This window comes from Deferribacter autotrophicus, assembly GCF_008362905.1.
Classification (GTDB): Bacteria; Chrysiogenota; Deferribacteres; order Deferribacterales; family Deferribacteraceae; genus Deferribacter; species Deferribacter autotrophicus.
This window is the reverse complement of sequence record NZ_VFJB01000005.1, coordinates 282,154-302,115: the sequence shown is the minus strand read 5'-3', so window position 1 is coordinate 302,115 and position 19,962 is coordinate 282,154. Positions and strand designations below refer to the sequence as shown.

General features: G+C 32.0%; 21 protein-coding genes. All 21 read right to left on the bottom strand.

Annotated elements, in window-relative coordinates:
- Window positions 1-8: 8 nt before the first annotated feature.
- From hpf to FHQ18_RS07235, 21 genes are read right to left on the bottom strand one after another with little or no spacing between them, the layout of a single operon-like run.
- Window positions 9-545, bottom strand: a complete 537-nt coding sequence (gene hpf / locus FHQ18_RS07335) for a ribosome hibernation-promoting factor, HPF/YfiA family (RefSeq protein ID WP_149266517.1) — start codon at window positions 543-545, stop codon at window positions 9-11.
- Between the two features lie 8 nt (window positions 546-553).
- Complete coding sequence (gene rpoN, locus FHQ18_RS07330) at window positions 554-1,942, bottom strand: RNA polymerase factor sigma-54 (RefSeq protein WP_149266516.1); 1,389 nt, start codon at window positions 1,940-1,942, stop codon at window positions 554-556.
- Window position 1,943: 1 nt separating this feature from the next.
- Window positions 1,944-2,663, bottom strand: a complete 720-nt coding sequence (gene lptB / locus FHQ18_RS07325; protein WP_149266515.1) for an LPS export ABC transporter ATP-binding protein — start codon at window positions 2,661-2,663, stop codon at window positions 1,944-1,946.
- Window positions 2,664-3,119, bottom strand: coding sequence for an LptA/OstA family protein (locus FHQ18_RS07320; RefSeq protein WP_149266514.1), 456 nt, complete (start codon window positions 3,117-3,119; stop codon window positions 2,664-2,666). It lies immediately after the preceding gene.
- Complete coding sequence (locus FHQ18_RS07315) at window positions 3,103-3,639, bottom strand: LPS export ABC transporter periplasmic protein LptC (RefSeq protein ID WP_149266513.1); 537 nt, start codon at window positions 3,637-3,639, stop codon at window positions 3,103-3,105. The genes FHQ18_RS07320 and FHQ18_RS07315 overlap by 17 nt, the downstream gene beginning before the upstream one ends.
- The gene (locus FHQ18_RS07310; RefSeq protein WP_149266512.1) at window positions 3,612-4,103 is read right to left on the bottom strand and encodes a KdsC family phosphatase; all 492 of its coding nucleotides are present in this window, start codon (window positions 4,101-4,103) and stop codon (window positions 3,612-3,614) included. Before FHQ18_RS07310 ends, FHQ18_RS07315 begins: the two co-directional genes overlap by 28 nt.
- Window positions 4,100-5,062, bottom strand: coding sequence for a KpsF/GutQ family sugar-phosphate isomerase (locus tag FHQ18_RS07305; protein ID WP_149266511.1), 963 nt, complete (start codon window positions 5,060-5,062; stop codon window positions 4,100-4,102). The genes FHQ18_RS07310 and FHQ18_RS07305 overlap by 4 nt, the downstream gene beginning before the upstream one ends.
- Entirely contained in the window at window positions 5,053-5,823 is a 771-nt protein-coding gene (gene kdsA, locus FHQ18_RS07300; protein WP_149266510.1) for a 3-deoxy-8-phosphooctulonate synthase, read from the bottom strand. Before kdsA ends, FHQ18_RS07305 begins: the two co-directional genes overlap by 10 nt.
- A 2-nt stretch (window positions 5,824-5,825) precedes the next feature.
- Window positions 5,826-7,445: a CTP synthase gene (locus tag FHQ18_RS07295; protein WP_149266509.1), complete on the bottom strand. Its 1,620-nt coding sequence runs from the start codon at window positions 7,443-7,445 to the stop codon at window positions 5,826-5,828.
- Complete coding sequence (gene kdsB, locus FHQ18_RS07290; protein ID WP_149266508.1) at window positions 7,438-8,166, bottom strand: 3-deoxy-manno-octulosonate cytidylyltransferase; 729 nt, start codon at window positions 8,164-8,166, stop codon at window positions 7,438-7,440. The genes FHQ18_RS07295 and kdsB overlap by 8 nt, the downstream gene beginning before the upstream one ends.
- A gap of 11 nt (window positions 8,167-8,177) precedes the next feature.
- Window positions 8,178-8,519, bottom strand: coding sequence for a holo-ACP synthase (acpS, locus tag FHQ18_RS07285; protein WP_149266507.1), 342 nt, complete (start codon window positions 8,517-8,519; stop codon window positions 8,178-8,180).
- A 3-nt stretch (window positions 8,520-8,522) separates the two neighbouring features.
- Window positions 8,523-9,251 carry a pyridoxine 5'-phosphate synthase gene (locus FHQ18_RS07280; protein WP_149266506.1) on the bottom strand — a complete coding sequence of 243 codons (729 nt, stop codon included), beginning with the start codon at window positions 9,249-9,251 and terminating at the stop codon, window positions 8,523-8,525.
- Window positions 9,248-10,606 (bottom strand): phosphoglucosamine mutase, encoded by a 1,359-nt coding sequence (glmM, locus tag FHQ18_RS07275; RefSeq protein ID WP_149266505.1) that lies wholly within the window; start codon window positions 10,604-10,606, stop codon window positions 9,248-9,250. Before glmM ends, FHQ18_RS07280 begins: the two co-directional genes overlap by 4 nt.
- A complete protein-coding gene (locus tag FHQ18_RS07270) occupies window positions 10,603-11,502 on the bottom strand; it encodes a CdaR family protein (protein ID WP_149266504.1) in 900 nt (299 codons plus the stop codon). The genes glmM and FHQ18_RS07270 overlap by 4 nt, the downstream gene beginning before the upstream one ends.
- Window positions 11,492-12,259: a diadenylate cyclase CdaA gene (gene cdaA, locus FHQ18_RS07265; RefSeq protein ID WP_149266503.1), complete on the bottom strand. Its 768-nt coding sequence runs from the start codon at window positions 12,257-12,259 to the stop codon at window positions 11,492-11,494. Before cdaA ends, FHQ18_RS07270 begins: the two co-directional genes overlap by 11 nt.
- Window positions 12,252-13,454 carry a dihydropteroate synthase gene (gene folP, locus FHQ18_RS07260; RefSeq protein WP_246798690.1) on the bottom strand — a complete coding sequence of 401 codons (1,203 nt, stop codon included), beginning with the start codon at window positions 13,452-13,454 and terminating at the stop codon, window positions 12,252-12,254. The genes cdaA and folP overlap by 8 nt, the downstream gene beginning before the upstream one ends.
- On the bottom strand, window positions 13,429-15,252 hold the full coding sequence (gene ftsH / locus FHQ18_RS07255; RefSeq protein ID WP_149266502.1) for an ATP-dependent zinc metalloprotease FtsH: 1,824 nt from the start codon (window positions 15,250-15,252) through the stop codon (window positions 13,429-13,431). Before ftsH ends, folP begins: the two co-directional genes overlap by 26 nt.
- A 9-nt stretch (window positions 15,253-15,261) precedes the next feature.
- Complete coding sequence (gene hpt, locus FHQ18_RS07250) at window positions 15,262-15,795, bottom strand: hypoxanthine phosphoribosyltransferase (protein ID WP_149266501.1); 534 nt, start codon at window positions 15,793-15,795, stop codon at window positions 15,262-15,264.
- Complete coding sequence (gene tilS / locus FHQ18_RS07245; protein WP_149266500.1) at window positions 15,792-17,039, bottom strand: tRNA lysidine(34) synthetase TilS; 1,248 nt, start codon at window positions 17,037-17,039, stop codon at window positions 15,792-15,794. Before tilS ends, hpt begins: the two co-directional genes overlap by 4 nt.
- Window positions 17,023-18,384 (bottom strand): glucose-6-phosphate isomerase, encoded by a 1,362-nt coding sequence (locus FHQ18_RS07240; RefSeq protein WP_149266499.1) that lies wholly within the window; start codon window positions 18,382-18,384, stop codon window positions 17,023-17,025. The genes tilS and FHQ18_RS07240 overlap by 17 nt, the downstream gene beginning before the upstream one ends.
- A gap of 23 nt (window positions 18,385-18,407) precedes the next feature.
- Window positions 18,408-19,961 carry a cyclic di-GMP-binding domain-containing protein, MshE-related gene (locus tag FHQ18_RS07235; RefSeq protein ID WP_188020368.1) on the bottom strand — a complete coding sequence of 518 codons (1,554 nt, stop codon included), beginning with the start codon at window positions 19,959-19,961 and terminating at the stop codon, window positions 18,408-18,410.
- Between the last annotated feature and the right edge of the window lies 1 nt (window position 19,962).

Here is a 19,962-nt window from a genome sequence, read left to right as displayed (position 1 = left end):
TGTTTCCCTTAAGGCTCTATCAATCCAAGATTTCCATCATCTCTCTGATAAACAACATTTATCTCGCCTGTGTCAGCATTTCTAAATACAAAAAAGTTCTTATTTAACAACTCCATTTGCATTACTGCTTCTTCAATTGTCATAGGCTTTGCAGGTATTTGTTTAGAAATAATAGTTTTAGGTTTTTCAGTTTCAAAAATAGATTCAATATCAATAACATTGAGCCTTAAAGAAGCACCAGGAACATTTTCCATAATTTTCTTACTCTTAAGCTTTTCCTTATACTTAACAAGCTGTTTTTCAATTTTATCAACAGCTAAATCAATTGATGCATATAGGTCTTCAGATTTTTCTAATCCCTTTAAAAATACACCTTTAGCATCCACTAAAATCTCAGCAATATGCACATTCTTTTGCACTTCTAAAAGAACGTGCACATCTATAATCTGGTCAAAATATTTCTTTATTTTGGATACTTTTTTTTCTACATAACTTCTTATTGGGTCCGTTAAGTCAATATTTCTGGCAGTGATTTGAATATTCATAAAACCTCCTATCTTTGTTTTCTTTTACTTGTAGATGGTATTCCTAATTCATCTCTATATTTTGCAACAGTCCTCCTTGCAATTTTTATACCTTTTTTTGATAAAATTTCCACAATTTTTTCATCACTATAAGGCTTCTTTTTATCTTCATTATCTATTATTTCTTTAATTAGATCTTTAATAGCTTCAACACTCATTGTACCATCAGTAGTTTCAATCCCTTTTACAAAAAAACTTTTAATCTCATACACACCGTATTCACATGCTAAATATTTATTTGATGTAACTCTGCTAATTGTAGACTCATGAAGATTAGTCTCGGCTGATACATCTTTTAATTTAAGAGGCTTTAATTTCCTATCACCATATAGGAAAAAATGTCTTTGATGTTTTACAATGGTTTCCACCACTCTTAAAATTGCCTTTTTTCTCTGATTTAGACTCTTCAATATCCATAAAGCATTTTTTACTTTTTCTTCAACATATTCTTTCGTCTTCTCATCAAGTCCTTCACTTTTAATTAATTTAATATAGTAACTATTTAACTTAATTGAAGGGATATATTCTTCGTTCAATTTAACTTCCAGAACATCATCTTTTTTAAAAACATATACATCAGGAATTACATAAACCGTCTCATAATTGAACTTTAATCCAGGCTTTGGATCAACTTTTTTAATTAACCCCATCAAATAATCAAAATAATCTTTATCAATACCCAAACCTTTATATATACGTTCATAATCCCCATTTATCAGCTCAGCTTCATACTTATCGAGAATAACATTAATATAACTCAAATCTTCATCGCTTACTTCAAAATCTTTCAACTGAATATTTAAACATTCCTTTAAGTTTCTACTAGCAATACCAGAAGGATCAAACCCCTGAATCTTTTTCAAAACTTGTAAGAAGTGTTCTTTTGAAACCCCCAATTCTTTGGCTGATGTATCAATATCCAATCTAAAATAACCATTCTCTGTTAAATTCCCTATTATATATTCCCCTATTCTGTAATCATCACCTTTTAAACCAGAAATGTTTAATTGGAAAAGTAGATGCTCATATAGATTAGGTTTTTTACTCACAAATTTTTCAAAATTAACATCTTCATCTTCTTTAATATAATATTTAAACTCATCATCTTCATCAAAATATGATTCCCAATCCACTTTCTTTAATTCTTCAATATAAGAGTCAACGTTAACATCATCCTCTGCCAAATCTTCCTTTTTTTCAATTTCATCTAAAACTGGATTTTCTTCCAAAATACTATTAATCTCTTGTGATAACTCAAACATCGGAAGCTGAAGAATATTTAAAGACTGCTTCATTTGTGGAGTAATAAGGAGTTTTTGAGACAGTTTGTTCTTTAATGTAACACTTAATTTACTCATTTTATAATCTGTACCCTTCTCCGAGATATGTCTCTCTCACCTTTTCATCTTTAATTATCTCTTCAGGTGTACCATGAGTCAATATTTTCCCATTGTGCATAATATATGCCCTATCAGTAATCTGTAACGTTTCCCTTACATTGTGATCTGTTATTAAAATCCCTATATTCATCTTCTTCAGCCTTTCAATCATACGCTGTATTTCTTGAACAGATATTGGATCAATCCCAGCAAATGGTTCATCAAGTAGAATCACCTCAGGTTCAATGGAAAGACATCTAGCAATTTCAGCTCTTCTTTTTTCTCCACCACTAAGCGAATATCCTATTGTATTTTTTACTTTCTCTAACCCAAAATCTTTCAACAACTGCTCTATTCTTTCTTCTATAAATCCTCTATCTTTATATTTAAGCTCCATTGCAGCATATAAATTTTCATATACAGTAAGTTTTCTAAAAATAGATATTTCTTGAGGAAGATACCCTATCCCTTTTGCCGCTCTTTTATAGATAGGCAATCCCGTAATATCTTCACCTTTATAAAAAATCTTTCCATCATCAGGTTTTATTATTCCCACTAGCATGTAAAAGGTTGTAGTTTTACCAGCACCATTCGGACCAAGAAGTCCAACTACCTCCCCTTTATTTAAGACTACTTCTACCCCATCAACAACATTTCTGTTTTTATATCTTTTTTTTAACCCTTTAGCTTCCAAAACCATTTATTTTACCTTTTCATCTGGATAAAAAATAATTTTTACTTTTTTATCTTTAATATTTCTCACTTCTACTCTCTTTTCTTTATTATAAATATATACTTCATCCCCTTCCAAGTAATTCTTATCCTGCCAAATTTTTACATTCCCTTTTAAAATCGCTATGTCTTTTTTAATATCCATCTCAGCACTTTCAGACAAAGATACTATATTATCCCTTACAATTTTAACATTTCCTGTGCAAATAATTTTTATAGGCTTATTATTTTCATCTGTATAAACAACCATCTTATCACTATTAATTGTAGTGTTATCATAAATTGCTTCCACACTACCTTCAAAGACCGATTCCTTTTTCTGACCGTTGTAAACTAACTTATCAGATGTTATTTTTATAGCATTTGCAGCATATACAGAAAAAGTAAATATTAACAGTATTAACAAACTAATCAGCCATTTCATAATTTACCTCAACATTTCCTATAAATACAATTCTATTAGCTTTGCTAAAAAACATCGCTTTATCTGCTCTAATATAGTTTGATTTTTGATGAAAAACAACCCTACCATCAATATTACCGCTTCCATTATCAAAACTATATTCACAGCTAGCCTCATTTACTGTTTTAAACTCAATATCATTGTAATAACCAAAAATATTCCCTGAAAGTATCACTTTTTTATCAACTAAATACTCACAAATATCAGCATTCAACTCCAACTCGTTTTTTCCTTTTTTATACACAATATTACAACCATCCATTTTTACTTTATTAAGATCCTTACTGTATTCAGCTTTAGAAGATTTAATTTTATAGTATTCATCTTCAGAGACCCTCTTGGACATATCAAAATCACTTACAGTAACGCTGTTTTTTTTAATCTCAACGCTTTTAAACTTTACTTTACTCTTAAAATAAAAAGAAAGAATAAGTAATATAAATAAAAAAGAAATCAATAAAAACTTAAAACCTTTTCCCACTGCCCATTTCTCTTTATAATTTCCTCAATAAAAACTCTCACAGCTCCTTTACCACCATCCACAGGCACGATAAAATCGACTACATCCTTAACATAATCAGGAGCATCGTTGACGGTAGCTGAAAATCCAACTTTTTTTAGCAAAGAAATATCATTTATATCATCACCAATATAAGCAGCTTCATTATCGCTGAAATTATATTTTCTTTTAATCTCTTCGTATATTTTTACTTTATTATCAAGTCCTTGAAACACATTTGTAATCCCAAGTTCCTTACATCTTTGTTTAGTAACATTAGAATTTCTACCAGTTAACACAAATATTTCATATCCAAGTCTTATTGCAAGTTTAATACCTAATCCATCTCTCACATTAAAATTCTTTATTTCACCACAATGTTCACCATATATTATAGCTCCATCAGTTAAAACACCATCAACATCCAAAAAAATATATTTTATCATACAACCCCAGCCTTTAATATATCATGTAAATGGATAATACCATAAGGCCTTTCTTTTTCATCCACAACCAGCAAACTAGTAATAGAATATTTTTCCATCACCTGCAGTGCCTTTGCAGCTAAAGCATCCTCTTCTATAGTTTTCGGATTTTTAGAAGCTATGTCCATTATATTTCTTGTAAAAAGGTCATTATATTTTTCAAGTCCTCTCCTTAAATCACCATCTGTCACAATACCTATCAATTTACCATTATCATCCACAATAGCTGTGCAACCAAACCCTTTAGAGCTCATCTCGAGAATAGCGTCAGTTACAGTAACGTTTTTATTAACAATAGGAACTCTATCACCTGTATGGTATATATCACTAACTTTTAATAACAGCTTTTTGCCAAGACTTCCTGAAGGGTGAAACATTGCAAAATCTTCTTCTTTAAATCCTCTCTTTTCTAAAAGAGCTACTGCCAAAGCATCACCAATAGCAAGAGCAGCAGTAGTACTTGCAGTAGGAGCTAAGTTTAATGGACAAGCCTCCTTTTCCACAGAAGCATCCAAAACACAATCACTCTTTTTTGCAAGGGTTGAATCTAATTTACCAACTATAGAAATTAAGAGGATATCAAGTCTTTTAATAATAGGCAATATAGATACAATTTCATCCGTTTCTCCACTATTTGATATCGCTAATACAACATCACCTTTGACAAGCATTCCAAGGTCACCATGCACACCTTCAGCAGGATGCATGAAAAGTGAAGGTGTACCCGTTGAAGCAAAGGTAGAAGCTATCTTCTTACCTATCAAACCAGACTTGCCCATACCTGTAACAACTAATCTACCCTTACAATTAAATATAATATCCACAGCCTTTACAAAATTATCGTCAATTTTATCAATCAACTTATAAATTGCATCAGCCTCTATCTTTAATGCTCTTTTAGCTATCTCCTTTACATCCATAAAGCATCCCTAATTCTTTTAATCTCATCAAAAAGTTTTTCTGCCATATCAAAATTTAACATATTAGCTCCATCGCAAAGAGCGATGTCAGGATTAGGATGAATTTCCATAAACAAACCATCCACACCACAGGCCACTGCACTTCTTGCCAAATATGGTGCAAATCTCCTTTCTCCACCCGAAGCATCCCCTCTACCACCGGGCAACTGTACAGAATGGGTAACATCAAATATTACAGTATCACAAAATTCTTTCATAATTGGAAAACTTCTAAAATCCACCACTAAATTATTATATCCAAAACTGTAACCCCGCTCTGTCAACATAATATCTTTAGCACCAAAAAACTTCAATTTCTCTACAACATTTTTCATATCCCATGGTGCCATAAACTGCCCTTTTTTCACATTAACTACTTTCCCGGTTTTTGCTGCTGCTTTTAGAATATCAGTTTGTCTACAAAGAAAGGCTGGTACCTGTAGTATATCCACATAATCTTTTATAATTTCAGCTTCTCTTTCAGAATGAAAATCGGTTAAAATCTTAACACCGTACTCTTTTTTTAGCCTTTCAAAAAACCTTATACCTTCTTCAATACCTGGTCCCCTGTATGAATGCACAGAACTCCTGTTTGCTTTGTCATAAGATGTTTTATAGAAATAATCAAAACCATACTTATCACATAAATTCATCAAAAAATCACAAGTCTTAAAAGCAACATCCTCATTTTCATAAACGCATGGGCCTGCAATTATAATCATTTTCAACTCTCAGCATCTCCTTTTTTTTCAAGCTTATATTTATACGCTGCTTTTACAAAATCTCTAAACAGTGGATGCGGCTCTAAAGGTCTTGACTTAAATTCTGGATGAAACTGACATCCAAGAAACCACCTATGGGCTTTCAGTTCAATTATCTCCACCAAATCTCTATCAGGATTTATTCCAGAAATATGTAAACCAGCTTTAATAAAAGCTTCTTTATATTTGTTGTTAAATTCAAGTCTATGTCTGTGCCTTTCACTAATCTCCTGCATTTTGTAAGCATCATAGGCAATAGAGTCTTCTTTGAGTTTGCACTTATATGCACCCAGTCTCATGGTTCCACCTAATTGCTTTATCTTCTTCTGCTCTTCCATATAATCAATTACCGGATGTGGTGTTTTTTCATCAAACTCAACGCTATGTGCACCTTCCAGTTTCATCACGTTCCTAGCAAACTCAATTACTGCACACTGCATCCCCAAACATATCCCAAAAAAAGGTATATCCTTATTTCTTGCAAAATTTACAGCATTAATTTTCCCTTCAATTCCTCTGTCACCAAAGCCACCCGGAACCAAAATCCCATCAAGATCTTCGAGATATTTGCCTACATTCCCTTCTTCAAGATCTTCAGCATCTATCCATTTTATATCCACCTTCAATTTATTAGCAATACCACCATGAATCAACGCTTCATTTAAACTTATATAAGCATCTTTTAAATTCACATATTTACCAACAACACCGATTGTTACAGTATCATCAGGGTTTTTCAATCTATACACCACATCTTCCCACTTTGATAGGTCTATATCACTTTCTTCTAAATTAAGTTTTTCGAGAATTATTCTATCTATACCTTCTTTATGTAAAAGCAATGGTACTTGATAAATTGTAGAAGCATCAATGGCATTAATTACAGCATTTTTAGAAACATTGCAAAATAGTGCAATTTTTTTACGAATACTATCATCCAATGGGTACTCAGATCTGCAAACAAGGACATCAGGTTGTATACCAATCGCTCTCAACTCTTTCACTGAGTGCTGAGTGGGTTTTGTCTTTAACTCCCCAGCACTTTTAATATAAGGAACAAGAGTTACATGAACATAAATAACATCTTTTTCATCCATATCATATTTCATCTGTCTAATTGCTTCAAGAAATGGTAAACTTTCAATATCTCCAACTGTTCCACCAATTTCTGTGATCACAATATCGTAATCTTCAGATAATTTTAAAATACTTTCTTTTATTTCATCAGTAACATGAGGTATTACCTGGACAGTTGCCCCTAAATAATCACCTCTTCTCTCTTTACTTATCACATTATAATAAATTTTACCTGTTGTAATGTTGCACTCTCTACTTGTTCTTGTTGTTAAGAATCTTTCATAATGACCTAAGTCAAGATCTGTTTCAGCACCATCATCTGTCACATACACTTCACCGTGCTGAAACGGGCTCATTGTACCTGGATCAACATTTAAATATGGGTCAAACTTTTTAATAATTACCCTATATCCACGGTTCTCAAGTAAAGTACCTAAAGATGCAGCAGTTATCCCTTTACCTAAAGAAGAAAGTACTCCACCTGTTACAAAAATAAATTTAGCCATTTTCCATCTCCTTAATAATTTCTTCTACTTTTTGTAAATCATCTTTAGTATCAACTGATAATGACTTGTATGTTGTATATATTACTTTTATTTTATAACCGTTTTCAATAACTCTTAACTGTTCAAGTTTTTCAAGATTTTCAAGCTCACTTTCAGGCAACTCTGTAAATTTCATCAAAAAATCTTTCTTAAATCCATATATTCCAATATGTTTTTTATATTTTATATCTTTACTATCCCTTACAAAGGGTATTAATGACCTTGAAAAATATATTGCATAACCATTTTTGTCTACCACAACTTTCACATTGTTTGGATTCAAAGCTTCTTCTTTATCCAGATCACAATAAGCTGTTATCATATCCGCATAATCATCTTTTTTCAATTCATCAATCAAACTATTTATCAATTCAGGATCAATTAATGGTTCGTCACCTTGAACATTTACTATTATCTCTTCATCTAAATACTTTGCCACTTTTGCTACTCTGTCAGTTCCAGATTTGATATTCTTATCACTCATTACACACTCAAGTCCTTCTATCTTGCTACACTCATCAAGAATCCTTTCATCATCTGTCACCACAATTACCCTATCAGCCTTTGATTTTAAACATCTAGTTGCTACCCTGTTTATCATGGTAATTCCATTTATCTTTACTAATGGCTTACCGGGCAATCTTGAGGATTCATATCGAGCAGGAATTACAACAGCAGACATACATGCTCCTTTTATTCTTTTAATAAACTTATAGCCATAGCATAATTTTTTGTATGTGAAATTGACAACTCCAGATTGTCTAAAACTTTATCCCTTACTTTAACAACAGGTTTTCCTGTATCACTTCTTAATATCTCTATATCTCTAAACGACACTATCTGCTTATTGAGTGATTTAATAACTGATTCTTTTGCAGCAAATCTACCTGCAAGAAACTCAATTTTTCTATTTTTATTAAATTGATTAAAAAGTTTTATCTCATTATCAGTTAAAATTTTTTTTACAACCTTCTCACCAAACTTTTCGTAAAGCTTCCTTACCCTATCAATCTCTACTAAATCACACCCAAGCATAAACTAACATTCCACAGAATGCTTGCAAATAATCTCTTTCATTTCTCTAACAGCCTCTTCCATACCCACATAAATTGATCTTGCTACAATGGAATGTCCTATATTTACCTCATATATATGAGGTATTTTAATTACGTCTATTATATTCATATAATCCAAACCATGGCCAGCATTAACCACAAAACCGAGATTATTAGCAACTTTTGCAGCCAATTTCAATCTTTTTAATTCCTTTATCCTATCATCTCCTTTAGCATCAGCATATCTACCTGTATGCAGCTCCACATATTTGGCACCAGTGTATATAGCCTTTTCCAACTGAGATTCATCAGGATCTATAAAAATAGATACCTCAATTCCTGCCTCATTTAATTTTTCCACACATTCTTTTACCACATCAAAATGAGAAATTACATCCAGCCCACCCTCGGTGGTTAACTCCTCTCTTTTTTCTGGAACAAGAGTACACATATCCGGTTTTACATCAAGGGCAATCTTGAGAATTTCTTCATTGCAAGCCATTTCAAGATTTAGTCTTGTCTTTACAATCTCTCTTAACAGTCTCAAATCTCTTTCCTGTATATGACGTCTATCTTCTCTTAAATGAACAGTAATACCGTCAGCACCACCAAGTTCTGCCAGAACAGCTGCTCTAACAGGGTCTGGTTCATTTGACAATCTTGCTTGTCTAACGGTAGCAACATGGTCAACATTTACACCAAGCTTAATCATAAATTACCTCTCTTGTTTCTTATTTCTTCAATTGCTTTTTCTGAAATCATTTCAATATATTTATCTATAACTGCTTCATCTGTAGCTTCTACCATTATTCTAAGTTTATTTTCTGTTCCAGAATATCTCACAAGGATACGCCCATCCTCTTTTAGCTCTTCTTCAAGTTCATTAATTAATGCAGTTAGACCGTCAAGTTTCTCCAGAGGAATTTTTTCATCTACAGGTACATTTTTAAGTTTTTGAGGGTATACTTCAATAAATTTCTTAATTTCACTTAACGGCTTATTCCTTCTTACCATAACCTTGAGTAATTGAAGAGCACTGATTAAACCATCACCTGTTGTGTTGAAATCGCTAAATATAATATGTCCGGACTGCTCACCACCAAGGTTATATTTACCTTTTAACATTTCTTCAAGAACATATCTATCACCCACCTGACTTCGCACTAATGATATCCCTCTACTTTTCAATGAATTTTCAAAACCTAAATTACTCATTACCGTAGCAACTACAGTGGAGTAATTTAATAATCCCAATTCATTCATATAATCAGCACAAATACCCATTATAAAATCACCATCCACAATTTCACCTTTTTCATCCACAAAAATAACCCTGTCACCATCCCCATCAAAACTTATCCCAACATCAGCGTTATTTTTTATAACCTCACCAGAAAGTGTTTCAGGATTAACGGCACCACATCCATCATTTATATTAAAACCATTAGGATTATCATTAATTACAATCACCTCTGCCCCAAGCTCTGATATTGCCATAGGCGCCACTTTGTAAGTAGCTCCGTTTGCACAATCAAGCACTATTTTTAATCCTTTCAAATCAATATCCTTATCGAAAGTAGCTTTTGCATACTCCACATATCTTCCAATGGCAGTCTCAATCCTGTATGCTTTACCAATATTTGTTGGTGAGATATCAAATTCATCTTCCTCTATTAACCTTTCAATCTCCTCTTCCACTTCATCACTCAATTTAAAACCATTTGGATCAAAAAATTTTATTCCATTATCATAATAAGGGTTGTGAGAAGCAGATATTACAACTCCGGCATCTGCTCTTAAGCTCTTTGTAATAAAAGCAATTGCAGGAGTTGGTAAAACACCAAGAAGTATCGCATCAACACCTACTGAACAAATGCCTGATACAATGGCATTTTCAAACATATAACCAGATATTCTTGTATCCTTACCTATTACTATTTTATGCCTTTTTCTACCATTTTTATAAATAGTGGCTATAGCTTTACCTAATTTTAATGCAAAATCTGAGACCATAGGAAATACATTTGCTCTACCTCTTATTCCATCGGTGCCAAAATATTTCCTCACTTCATCACCTCTATTCTTACTTTATCAGGAGTAATCTTTAATACCTCAATTTTCTTTCCATCATTGTATTGAACTTCTTTTAAGTATCTACCAGGTTCTAATATTTCAGACACATCAACAAAAATTTTAACTGCATCTTGAATTTTTTCATCAGTAATAATATCTTTACGTCCCTTCAACTTAACCTTAACCTTTTCATTCAAAAGTTTTACTTTGTAATTTCTTTTATTTATTACCATAATTGGCAACTCTACAGTTCTAGTAACAATATCCTCGGTAAACTCTATATACACCTCAACATAAGAAGGTGTTATCTTCATCATTCCAGCTTCTTTCTTCACCGATATATTGTAAGTTAAATCTCTATACTTGTTTGTAATATCAATCGGTAATGTCTCAATTGTTTGAATATCATTAATACTTTTCTTAGCCCCTTTTACCACAACTATTTCAGGGGTCATTTTTACCTTTTTTATCTTAAAACCTACCTTTGGCGAACCAATGAAAACAGGAACAACTTTTACCTTTTTTTCAATCATCTTATCTATAGTGATTGTAATAAATTTCGGTTCAATTTTTACAACCTCAACACCTTTAGGGGTGTAAACATCATTAAAAGAAATAGCATATCTGTTCTTTCCATAACTTAAAACAGTAGCATCTATTTTAATTTTAACATCATTAAAAGAAATGGTTTTTAAAAGATAATTTGGTCCTTTTAAAGTAACTCTGATGATGTTGGTGTCATAAACAGCTATCAAACCCTTATTCAGATTATCCAATACAATAGGCACATCAAAAGTGGATTCCTGATAATCGGAGGTAACTACAATAAACCACAAAAATAATGCAAGCAAAACACTAATGATTTTTAGTTCTATATTTTTAAGAAACATTTTTACTTTCCATTCCAAGCAATGTCTTTAAAGTATTTTTCAGCATCTCTGCATCAAGCTCTGTGGAAATGCGTCCGTTTGCAGCTACAGCAATTGTCCCTCTTTCTTCACTTACCACAACACTTACAGCATCTGTTTCTTCAGTTATTCCAATTGCTGCTCTATGTCTTGTTCCAAAAGATTTATCTAAATCTTCTCTTTTTGATAATGGTAAAATTGCCCCTGCATACATCATTCTATCTTCTTTGATAATCACTGCACCATCATGCAAAGGTGAATAAGGAATAAAAATACTTAACAAAAGCTCTTTTGATACAATGGAGTCTATTTTTTGTAACGTTTGTACATAATGTGTCAAATCTGTTTTTCGTTCAATAACAATTAATGCACCGATCTGCCTGTTAGCTAGTATCGTACATGCTTTTACAATTTCATCGATTACTGCTGCTCTTCTCTCAACAAAATTTCCAAAAACACCCGTCTCACCTATAGCTGCAAGTGCTCTCCTTATTTCAGGCTGAAAAAGTATAATGATAGTCAAAAATAAATAACCAGAAAAATTGCTGAGCATCCAACTTGTAGTCTTTAATCCAAAATACCTTGCAACAAATGAGAATACTACAAGAAATACAATCCCAAAAAACATATAAAAGGCTCTAGTCCCTTTGATTAATAAAAGAAGGCGATAAATTACAAAACTGATAATCGTAATATCAATCAAATCAATAAAAGAGAAATCTTTAATTATTTCAAGCATTTAATTCTACCTTATTGTAAAAATCACAAAGCTTTATAACATCATTTAGCTCAGCCACATCGTGAGTCCTGATAATATCAGCACCATTAATAGCTGCAATGGTCTCAATTACCTTAGTACCAACCAATCTCTCATCAACACCTTTATCCAAAACATTTCCAATCATTGATTTTCTTGAAACACCAACCAATAAGGGATAACCTAAATCTTTAAACTCTTTTAAATATTTTAAAATTATATAGTTATCCACCAGAGTCTTACCAAAGCCAAACCCAGGATCTATAATTATACTTTCATCTTCAATCCCAGCGTTCAATGCCAACTCAATGGACTCTTCCAGATAACACTTTATTTCTTCAAGAATATTTTCATAAGTAGGATTTTTCTGCATATCTTTAGGCGTACCTTTTATGTGCATAAGGCAAACCGCAGATTTATAATCAGCACAAACCCTTGGCATATCTGGATCAAACCTAAATCCACTTATATCATTAATGAGATGTGCACCCATCTCAAGGCATTTTTGCGCCACAAGGGATTTATATGTATCAATAGATACAATAAACCCCATATTTAATGCTTCTTTAACTGCAAACTCAATTCTTTTAAATTCTTCTTCAGCATCCACCGGATCAGAACCAGGTCTTGTAGATTCACCGCCAATATCAACAATAGGTACATTATGCTTATTAAAATAATTTAGGCGTTCTATAATTTCTTTTTCTCTCACATACTTGCCGCCATCACTGAAAGAATCAGGCGTTACATTTAATATCCCCATAACAACCGGTTTATCGAGTTTTAAATCTCTGTCTCTAAGTTTCAAAAAATCTTTGTCTTTTCTTACAATTTCTTCTCGAAGACATCCGGCAAGGTCTTTTAGCGCAAGAGGCTGTTTTTTTAACTTACTTATTAACTTTTTCAAACTGTTCTTGTTGGATAATATTAAAACATCGGTTTTATCCACTTTACAACTTACAGTGCCTTTGCAAACTGCAGCATCAGCCCCTACTGATAAAGCATCCTGCTTTATAATATTTGCCTGACCAGGAGATAGATCTTTTATTTTAATACAAAAATCTATCCCCTTCTCATACATGTACAGTGCATAATTATCTACACCAATTTTTGATAATTCAAACAACAACCTATTTTTATCGTTTTCAATTCTATACAGTTTGAACTTCTTCTTCACTTTCACCCTTTACTCTTTTTATTATCTCATCAATTTCTTTACCTTCTATGGTCTCCTTCTCTAATAACAAGTTTGCAGTTTCATGAAGAACCTCAATATTATCCTTTAAAATCTGCAATGCTCTTTTATAATTATTCATAACAATAGATTTTATCTCTTCATCAATCATAATAGCCGTTTTTTCACTAAAATCCCTATGAGTGGCAATCTCTTTTCCAAGGAAGATAGCCTCATCCTTTTTTCCCAAAGCTAAAGGACCTAATTTCTCACTCATTCCCCAAATACAAACCATTTTTCTTGCAATCTCCGTAGCTCTTTCTATATCATTTCCAGCACCTGTAGTATATCTATTATAAACAATCTCTTCGGCAGCTCTACCACCCATAAGCACACTTATTGTCCCTTCTAAGTATTCCTTGGAATACATGTGTTTATCATCCTGAGGTAACTGTTGAGTCACACCAAGAGCCATCCCTCTTGGTATAATACTCACTTTATGAACAGGGTCACTACCAGGAGTGAATTTTGCTACAATTGCATGTCCAGCTTCGTGATATGCAGTAACTTTTTTCTCCTCTTCACTTATAGTCATACTCTTACGCTCTTTACCCATTGTAATCTTGTCTTTTGCCTCTTCAAAATCATCCATTTCAACCTTTTCTTTGTTTTTCCTTGCAGCAATTAATGCAGCCTCATTTACAAGGTTTGCAAGATCAGCACCGGCAAATCCAGGTGTCCCCTTTGCTATAATTTCTAACTTTACATCATCACCAAGAGGAACCTTTTTTGTGTGCACTCTCAAAATTTCCAATCTTCCCTTCACATCCGGTCTTGGTACAACTACCTGTCTATCAAAACGGCCTGGCCTTAACAGAGCTGGATCTAAAACATCTGGTCTATTGGTAGCTGCTATAAGTATAACCCCTTCATTTGACTCAAAGCCATCCATCTCTACTAACAACTGGTTTAACGTTTGTTCTCTCTCATCATGACCACCACCTAAACCAGCTCCTCTATGTCTACCAACTGCATCTATTTCATCAATAAAAATTATACATGGAGCATTCTTTTTCCCTTGCTCAAAAAGATCTCTTACTCTTGCAGCCCCAACTCCTACAAACATCTCGACAAAGTCAGAACCAGAAATACTAAAAAATGGAACCCCAGCTTCACCAGCTACTGCTTTTGCCAATAAAGTCTTACCTGTTCCAGGAGGCCCCACCAGAAGAACCCCTTTAGGAATTTTCCCACCAAGACGCTGAAATTTGTGAGGATCCTTCAAGAACTCAATTATCTCCTGTAACTCTTCCTTTGCCTCCTCTACTCCCGCCACATCATTAAAGGTAACCCTTTGCTGATCCTGTGTTAGCAGCTTTGCACGGCTTTTTCCAAAGGTAAAAGCTTTCCCTCCAGCTCCTTGCATCTGGCGCATAAAGAATATCCATATTGCTATTAAAATTATCATTGGAAGCCAAGAAATTAACACCTGAACATACCATGGATTTTGATCCGGTGGTTTGGCATAAATCTGTACCTTGTGCTCTCTTAAAATTTTTATCAGTTCATCATCAGGTGGATAATAAGTTTCAAATTGTGTTCCATCTAAATATTCTCCAGAAATATGATTCTGCTTGATAATTACCACCTTGACCTTATCAGCCTGCACATTATCTACAAATTCAGAATAAGAAATTTTCTTTCTAATCCCCTGAGTAGAATTAAAAAAATTAAACATTATGACCATCATTAAAGCAATAACCATCCATAGCATCATGTTTTTATAAAAATTGTTTTTCATCTACCTCTCCTACTTAAATCTTAATATTGATATTTCAGGTAAATTTCTAAAATAACCATTGTAATCAAGTCCGTAGCCAACCACGAACTCATCTGGTATAGTAAATCCCACATATTCTGCTTTAATATCAGCCATTCTACGCTCAGGCTTATCAAGTAATGCACATATTTTAAAGCTCTTTGGCTTTCTTACTTCTAACAATTTCTTCAAATAACTTAGTGTAAGTCCTGTATCCACAATATCTTCCACCAATATAACATTTTTATTACTAAGTGGTTTGTCTATATCACAAAGTAATCTTACCACACCACTAGTTTTAGTTGTTTCACCCACATAGCTTGATACTGATATGAAACTTACTTCAAGAGGAACTTCTATTTCCCTCACAAGATCTGCCATAAAAATCCATGAACCTTTTAGTACTCCAACCAGAAATAATTCTTCTCCACGATAATCTTCAGAAATCATTTTTCCAAGTTCTTTAACTTTTTTTTGGATATCTTCTTTTTTTATAAATGGTTCAAGATAATAATTCTCTTTCATAAACCCCTTCCAATTTTTTTTATTTTTATTGGGCCTTCTTTTGATATATGCTCAGCCCATATAATATTACCGTTCTCTTCTACCAAAATTGCCGTATCCCTTATAATCAAATCAATTTTTTTATCAATAAAAATATCCTTTAATTTTTTTCCTTTAAATTTATCCCCTTTTCTTCTGTTCCTCACAATCAATTTCTTATTTATCATGTCATTATCAAATGTAACAATTTTCCCAAGATGCTTCACAACTATCTCAGTCTCACCATAGTCTTTAACAATTTCAAAACTTTTAAGATACTCATTTTTAAACAAATAGCAACGGGAGATTGATTTTTCAAACAGAAAATTATTTGGAAGATTTATACGTTTAGATGTTTTTTTCTGAATAATTTTAATTAGCTCGTCCACATATTTTTTTTCTGCTTTAATATATCTTAGCAGTAAATTCATCAAAAAATATCTTTTTTCATAATTTTCAAGCTTGTTAAATTTTTCCAATTCAAAGGATACAAAATTAAAATTAGTTATTTCATAGTCTAAACTAACTTTTTTATCCAAATAATTTTTCAATTCTTTAGATTCATTTATCAATCGTTCAATATTGTTATAAAAACCTTTGTTGTAGCTTTTAATCTCTTTTAAAATTCTATTTCTTATCCAATTTCTAAGATATCTCTCATCTCTGTTTGTTATATCCTCCACAAAAGGAATCTTGAAAAAATTTACATAATATTCAATTTCTTCTCTTTCAATATCTATCAAAGGTCTGAATATTTTTTCATCAATGTTAAACCCAGACAAGTTATAAATTGGTGTCCCCCTGAAAACTCTAATAAAAAAATTTTCTATCAAATCATCTTTATGGTGAGCTGTTAAGATAAAATCATAATTCAATTCTTTTAAAAGAAAATAAAGTTTTTCATAACGTAAAATTCTCCCAGCTTCTTCAATACTCATATTGTAATTTTTTACATAATCATATACATAAATATCAAAAAGATAAAACTTAACTCCCCATTCTTCACACAATTTTTTACAAAACATAGCATCAGCATCGCTATTTTCACGAATGTGATGGTTGATATGACAGGCAACAAAACTATTTACACCAATAACTGATTGATTTTCCTTAAAAAAATGAAGTAGTGATACGGAGTCCTTTCCTCCAGAAAGGGCAATTATAACATTTCTATCTTTAAGAATTTGACAACTTTCAAATAGTTTTTTTTCATATAATGTATTCATCAAGCTTTAAATAACCTTGCTCAAACTTTTTTATATAATCCTCAAACCCTCTTAGCCCCAATAATCCATAAGCATAATTCTTCCCTTCTTCAACCCCAGGCTGGTCAAACGGATTTATATTGAAATACAACCCAACAATTGGAACAACATACATAAAAAGCATCATCAAATAACCAAGCCTGTATTCATCTATGATATCAGTAACAATCTTAACTGATGGTCTATTAGCATTTTTTAGTGCAAGCTCAGTGGCATAAAGCTCATAATTCAAAAGCTCACCTAAAGATTTCCCCTTCAAATAATCTACCTCTTCATCCATAACAGATACAATCTTTTTATCCGCATCATGATTTAAAACTTCAATGAACGTAAACACCTTATCATCAGGACCTTCTTTAAAAAGCTGCAAAAGAGAATGCTGGTCAATAGCTCCTACTGACTTTAAAGGTGTTGTCCCGAAAAAAATCTCTTTACCGTCTTTATCATAGCGCTTCCCAAGGCTTTCAGCCCATAGCTGACAATACCAGTCAGCAAATTTTGAAAGCCTCGAAGTATAAGGCATCAACACATTAATTTTATACCCTTTCTCTATATAAAAAATATAAATAGCAGACAGTACCAATGCCTGCTGCAGGTTAGTAGCAATAAAATCCTTAGCACCTTCTATCATTTTATCTATTTCTAATCCCAAAAGTGAAGCAGGAACAAGCCCCACAGGTGAAAATACAGAAAAACGCCCTCCAACATTTTTAGGTACAAAAAAGGTATCTATTTCATTTTCCTCACTCCATTTTCTAAGTAAACCTTTTTCAGGATCAGTAATCACAATGATATGATCCTTTGGCTTTTCAACCTCTTCTGATAACCATTTGTAAAGTATATTGAAATTTGATACAGTCTCAACTGTGCCGCCAGATTTTGAAATAACACAAACTAAAGTGTCAGATGGCTGACAGTTTTTCATTATCCATTGAATCTTATACGGGTCCACATTATCTGCAATCCAGATACGAGGAAAACCACCACGTTCTGAAAAAGTCAAACTGTTATAACCATGAGGTAGCAATGCATTTACAATTGCCTCTAACCCTAAAGATGAACCTCCAATACCAACCACAACCAAATCATTGAATTTTCCAAGTTTTTTCTTAGCATAAGCTGTAATATTATCTAATGCCTGATCCACAAGTTTAGGGAAACCTATATCCCCTTTATCAACAAGCTTTAATAACTTCTGGTACCCAATGTTTGCCTTATCTTTATATTCATCTATCTCAATGCTATCTAATCCAGATTTCAAACTTGATTTTACAGCAAAATTAATATCTACTTTAATATTATGCATTTATTACCCCCCTAAAAACAATATTACTCCTTCAAATATGTTTTAAGAAAATCATAATCTACACTATATCTGAATATATCTTCTTTTTCAATTACACCTTTTGAAACTAAATCAGCAAATTTCTTTTCTAAAGGGATATACTCATTTGACCCTTTCAATTGTGTATCAATACTAGTAAATGATTCTTCCATAATAAATTTTTTTAATTTCAGGCTCATCTTTATATATTCATAAACATACAACTTTTTATCAGAATTTCTCAATTTTACTAAACGTTGGGCTATACATAATCTTAAATTATTAGAAAATCTATTTAATAATACCCTCTTTCTTTTTTCATCCATCAAATTAATTAAACTGTAAATAGCATTAGTAACATTTGGTGCTTCCACAGAAAGAAATACCTTTTTACCCGCTTCTGCTAAATTTATAAGAAGTTCTAACTCCTTGTAGGTTGTTACTTTCGATACAAAAATGACATTTGAATTTAGAAAATAATCTGTCTTTATTGCATCATAAAATGTTGGGAAGTCGTTACCCACTTCAAATTGATAAACTAACGAATTATTCGAATTTATATCATAAATCATGAAATCATCAATAAACAGAAGTGTATATGATTCATTTATACTAAAATTATAAGCAATTGAAGCCAAAACAGTTGATTTTCCATGTCCATAGGGTGCACTTATAATATACAATCCACTACGGCCACTTAATAAATCACTTAAAATTGAGTCTTCTATTTCAAAACTCATAATGTCTGGAATAGATTTTTTTAAATGAATAAAGGTAAGGCTATATTTATTTTTTTGTTTAAGAACAGAAACAAAAAAATTTTTATTGTTTATTTTAACTAAAACTCTTACAAAACCATTTGTTATTAAATCTTTTTTCAATCTATCATTCAGATATTTTTTGATAAATTCTAAAATTTTACCATGGGTAATAATATTATAATTTAATTTTATTACCACATTATCCTTTTTAAGCAAAGGTGGCATACCATCTATAAAAACAATTTGCTCATAATACATTTCAATTTTATCAATAACTGCCGCTACTTTATCAATTTCAACATCAACATTACCAAATTTTTCAACAATAAGACTCTTCAAACTAATATATTTATAATCTTTTAAACCATACGGAAAGTTTCTTAAATCCTCTATAATCTTTCTAAAAACATTATCTTGTAATAAAAAAAGGATAATTTTTTTGCCAGATTCAAACTCAAGCTCATCTAAATAATTTAATGAATTATAATTAGTAATTCCAATAGCTAGTTTATCATCGATAATTTCTAATGGAATAACTTCTTTTTCCAACACAGTTCTTAAGCTCAAATAATTTTGAACCTCTTTTGTAATTACTATTTCGGATTTTTCGTACTTTTTCAAATTGTATTGTTCAGCCAAAAAGCTATAAAATTTATCTTCATCAATAAACCCCATTTTCATTAAAACATTTCCTAATTTCTCCCCGGTAATTTTTTGTCTTCTCAATGCTATTTCTAGCTGTTGCTCTGTAATAATCCCTTTTTCTACGAGGAGCTCACCAATTCTTTTAACTGCCATT

Coding starts and splice junctions, on each gene's coding strand:
- FHQ18_RS07240 (WP_149266499.1), bottom strand. CDS start 18,384: ATGCATAATATTAAAGTAGATATTAATTTTGCTGTAAAATCAAGTTTG.
- hpf (WP_149266517.1), bottom strand. CDS start 545: ATGAATATTCAAATCACTGCCAGAAATATTGACTTAACGGACCCAATA.
- tilS (WP_149266500.1), bottom strand. CDS start 17,039: ATGAATACATTATATGAAAAAAAACTATTTGAAAGTTGTCAAATTCTT.
- FHQ18_RS07270 (WP_149266504.1), bottom strand. CDS start 11,502: ATGTTTCTTAAAAATATAGAACTAAAAATCATTAGTGTTTTGCTTGCA.
- FHQ18_RS07280 (WP_149266506.1), bottom strand. CDS start 9,251: ATGATTAAGCTTGGTGTAAATGTTGACCATGTTGCTACCGTTAGACAA.
- cdaA (WP_149266503.1), bottom strand. CDS start 12,259: ATGCTTGAAATAATTAAAGATTTCTCTTTTATTGATTTGATTGATATT.
- kdsA (WP_149266510.1), bottom strand. CDS start 5,823: ATGATTATAATTGCAGGCCCATGCGTTTATGAAAATGAGGATGTTGCT.
- lptB (WP_149266515.1), bottom strand. CDS start 2,663: ATGGTTTTGGAAGCTAAAGGGTTAAAAAAAAGATATAAAAACAGAAAT.
- FHQ18_RS07295 (WP_149266509.1), bottom strand. CDS start 7,445: ATGGCTAAATTTATTTTTGTAACAGGTGGAGTACTTTCTTCTTTAGGT.
- acpS (WP_149266507.1), bottom strand. CDS start 8,519: ATGCTTGGGTGTGATTTAGTAGAGATTGATAGGGTAAGGAAGCTTTAC.
- FHQ18_RS07310 (WP_149266512.1), bottom strand. CDS start 4,103: ATGATAAAATATATTTTTTTGGATGTTGATGGTGTTTTAACTGATGGA.
- FHQ18_RS07320 (WP_149266514.1), bottom strand. CDS start 3,119: ATGAAATGGCTGATTAGTTTGTTAATACTGTTAATATTTACTTTTTCT.
- kdsB (WP_149266508.1), bottom strand. CDS start 8,166: ATGTCTGCTGTTGTAATTCCTGCTCGATATGAATCCTCAAGATTGCCC.
- FHQ18_RS07305 (WP_149266511.1), bottom strand. CDS start 5,062: ATGGATGTAAAGGAGATAGCTAAAAGAGCATTAAAGATAGAGGCTGAT.
- ftsH (WP_149266502.1), bottom strand. CDS start 15,252: ATGAAAAACAATTTTTATAAAAACATGATGCTATGGATGGTTATTGCT.
- FHQ18_RS07235 (WP_188020368.1), bottom strand. CDS start 19,961: ATGGCAGTTAAAAGAATTGGTGAGCTCCTCGTAGAAAAAGGGATTATT.
- rpoN (WP_149266516.1), bottom strand. CDS start 1,942: ATGAGTAAATTAAGTGTTACATTAAAGAACAAACTGTCTCAAAAACTC.
- hpt (WP_149266501.1), bottom strand. CDS start 15,795: ATGAAAGAGAATTATTATCTTGAACCATTTATAAAAAAAGAAGATATC.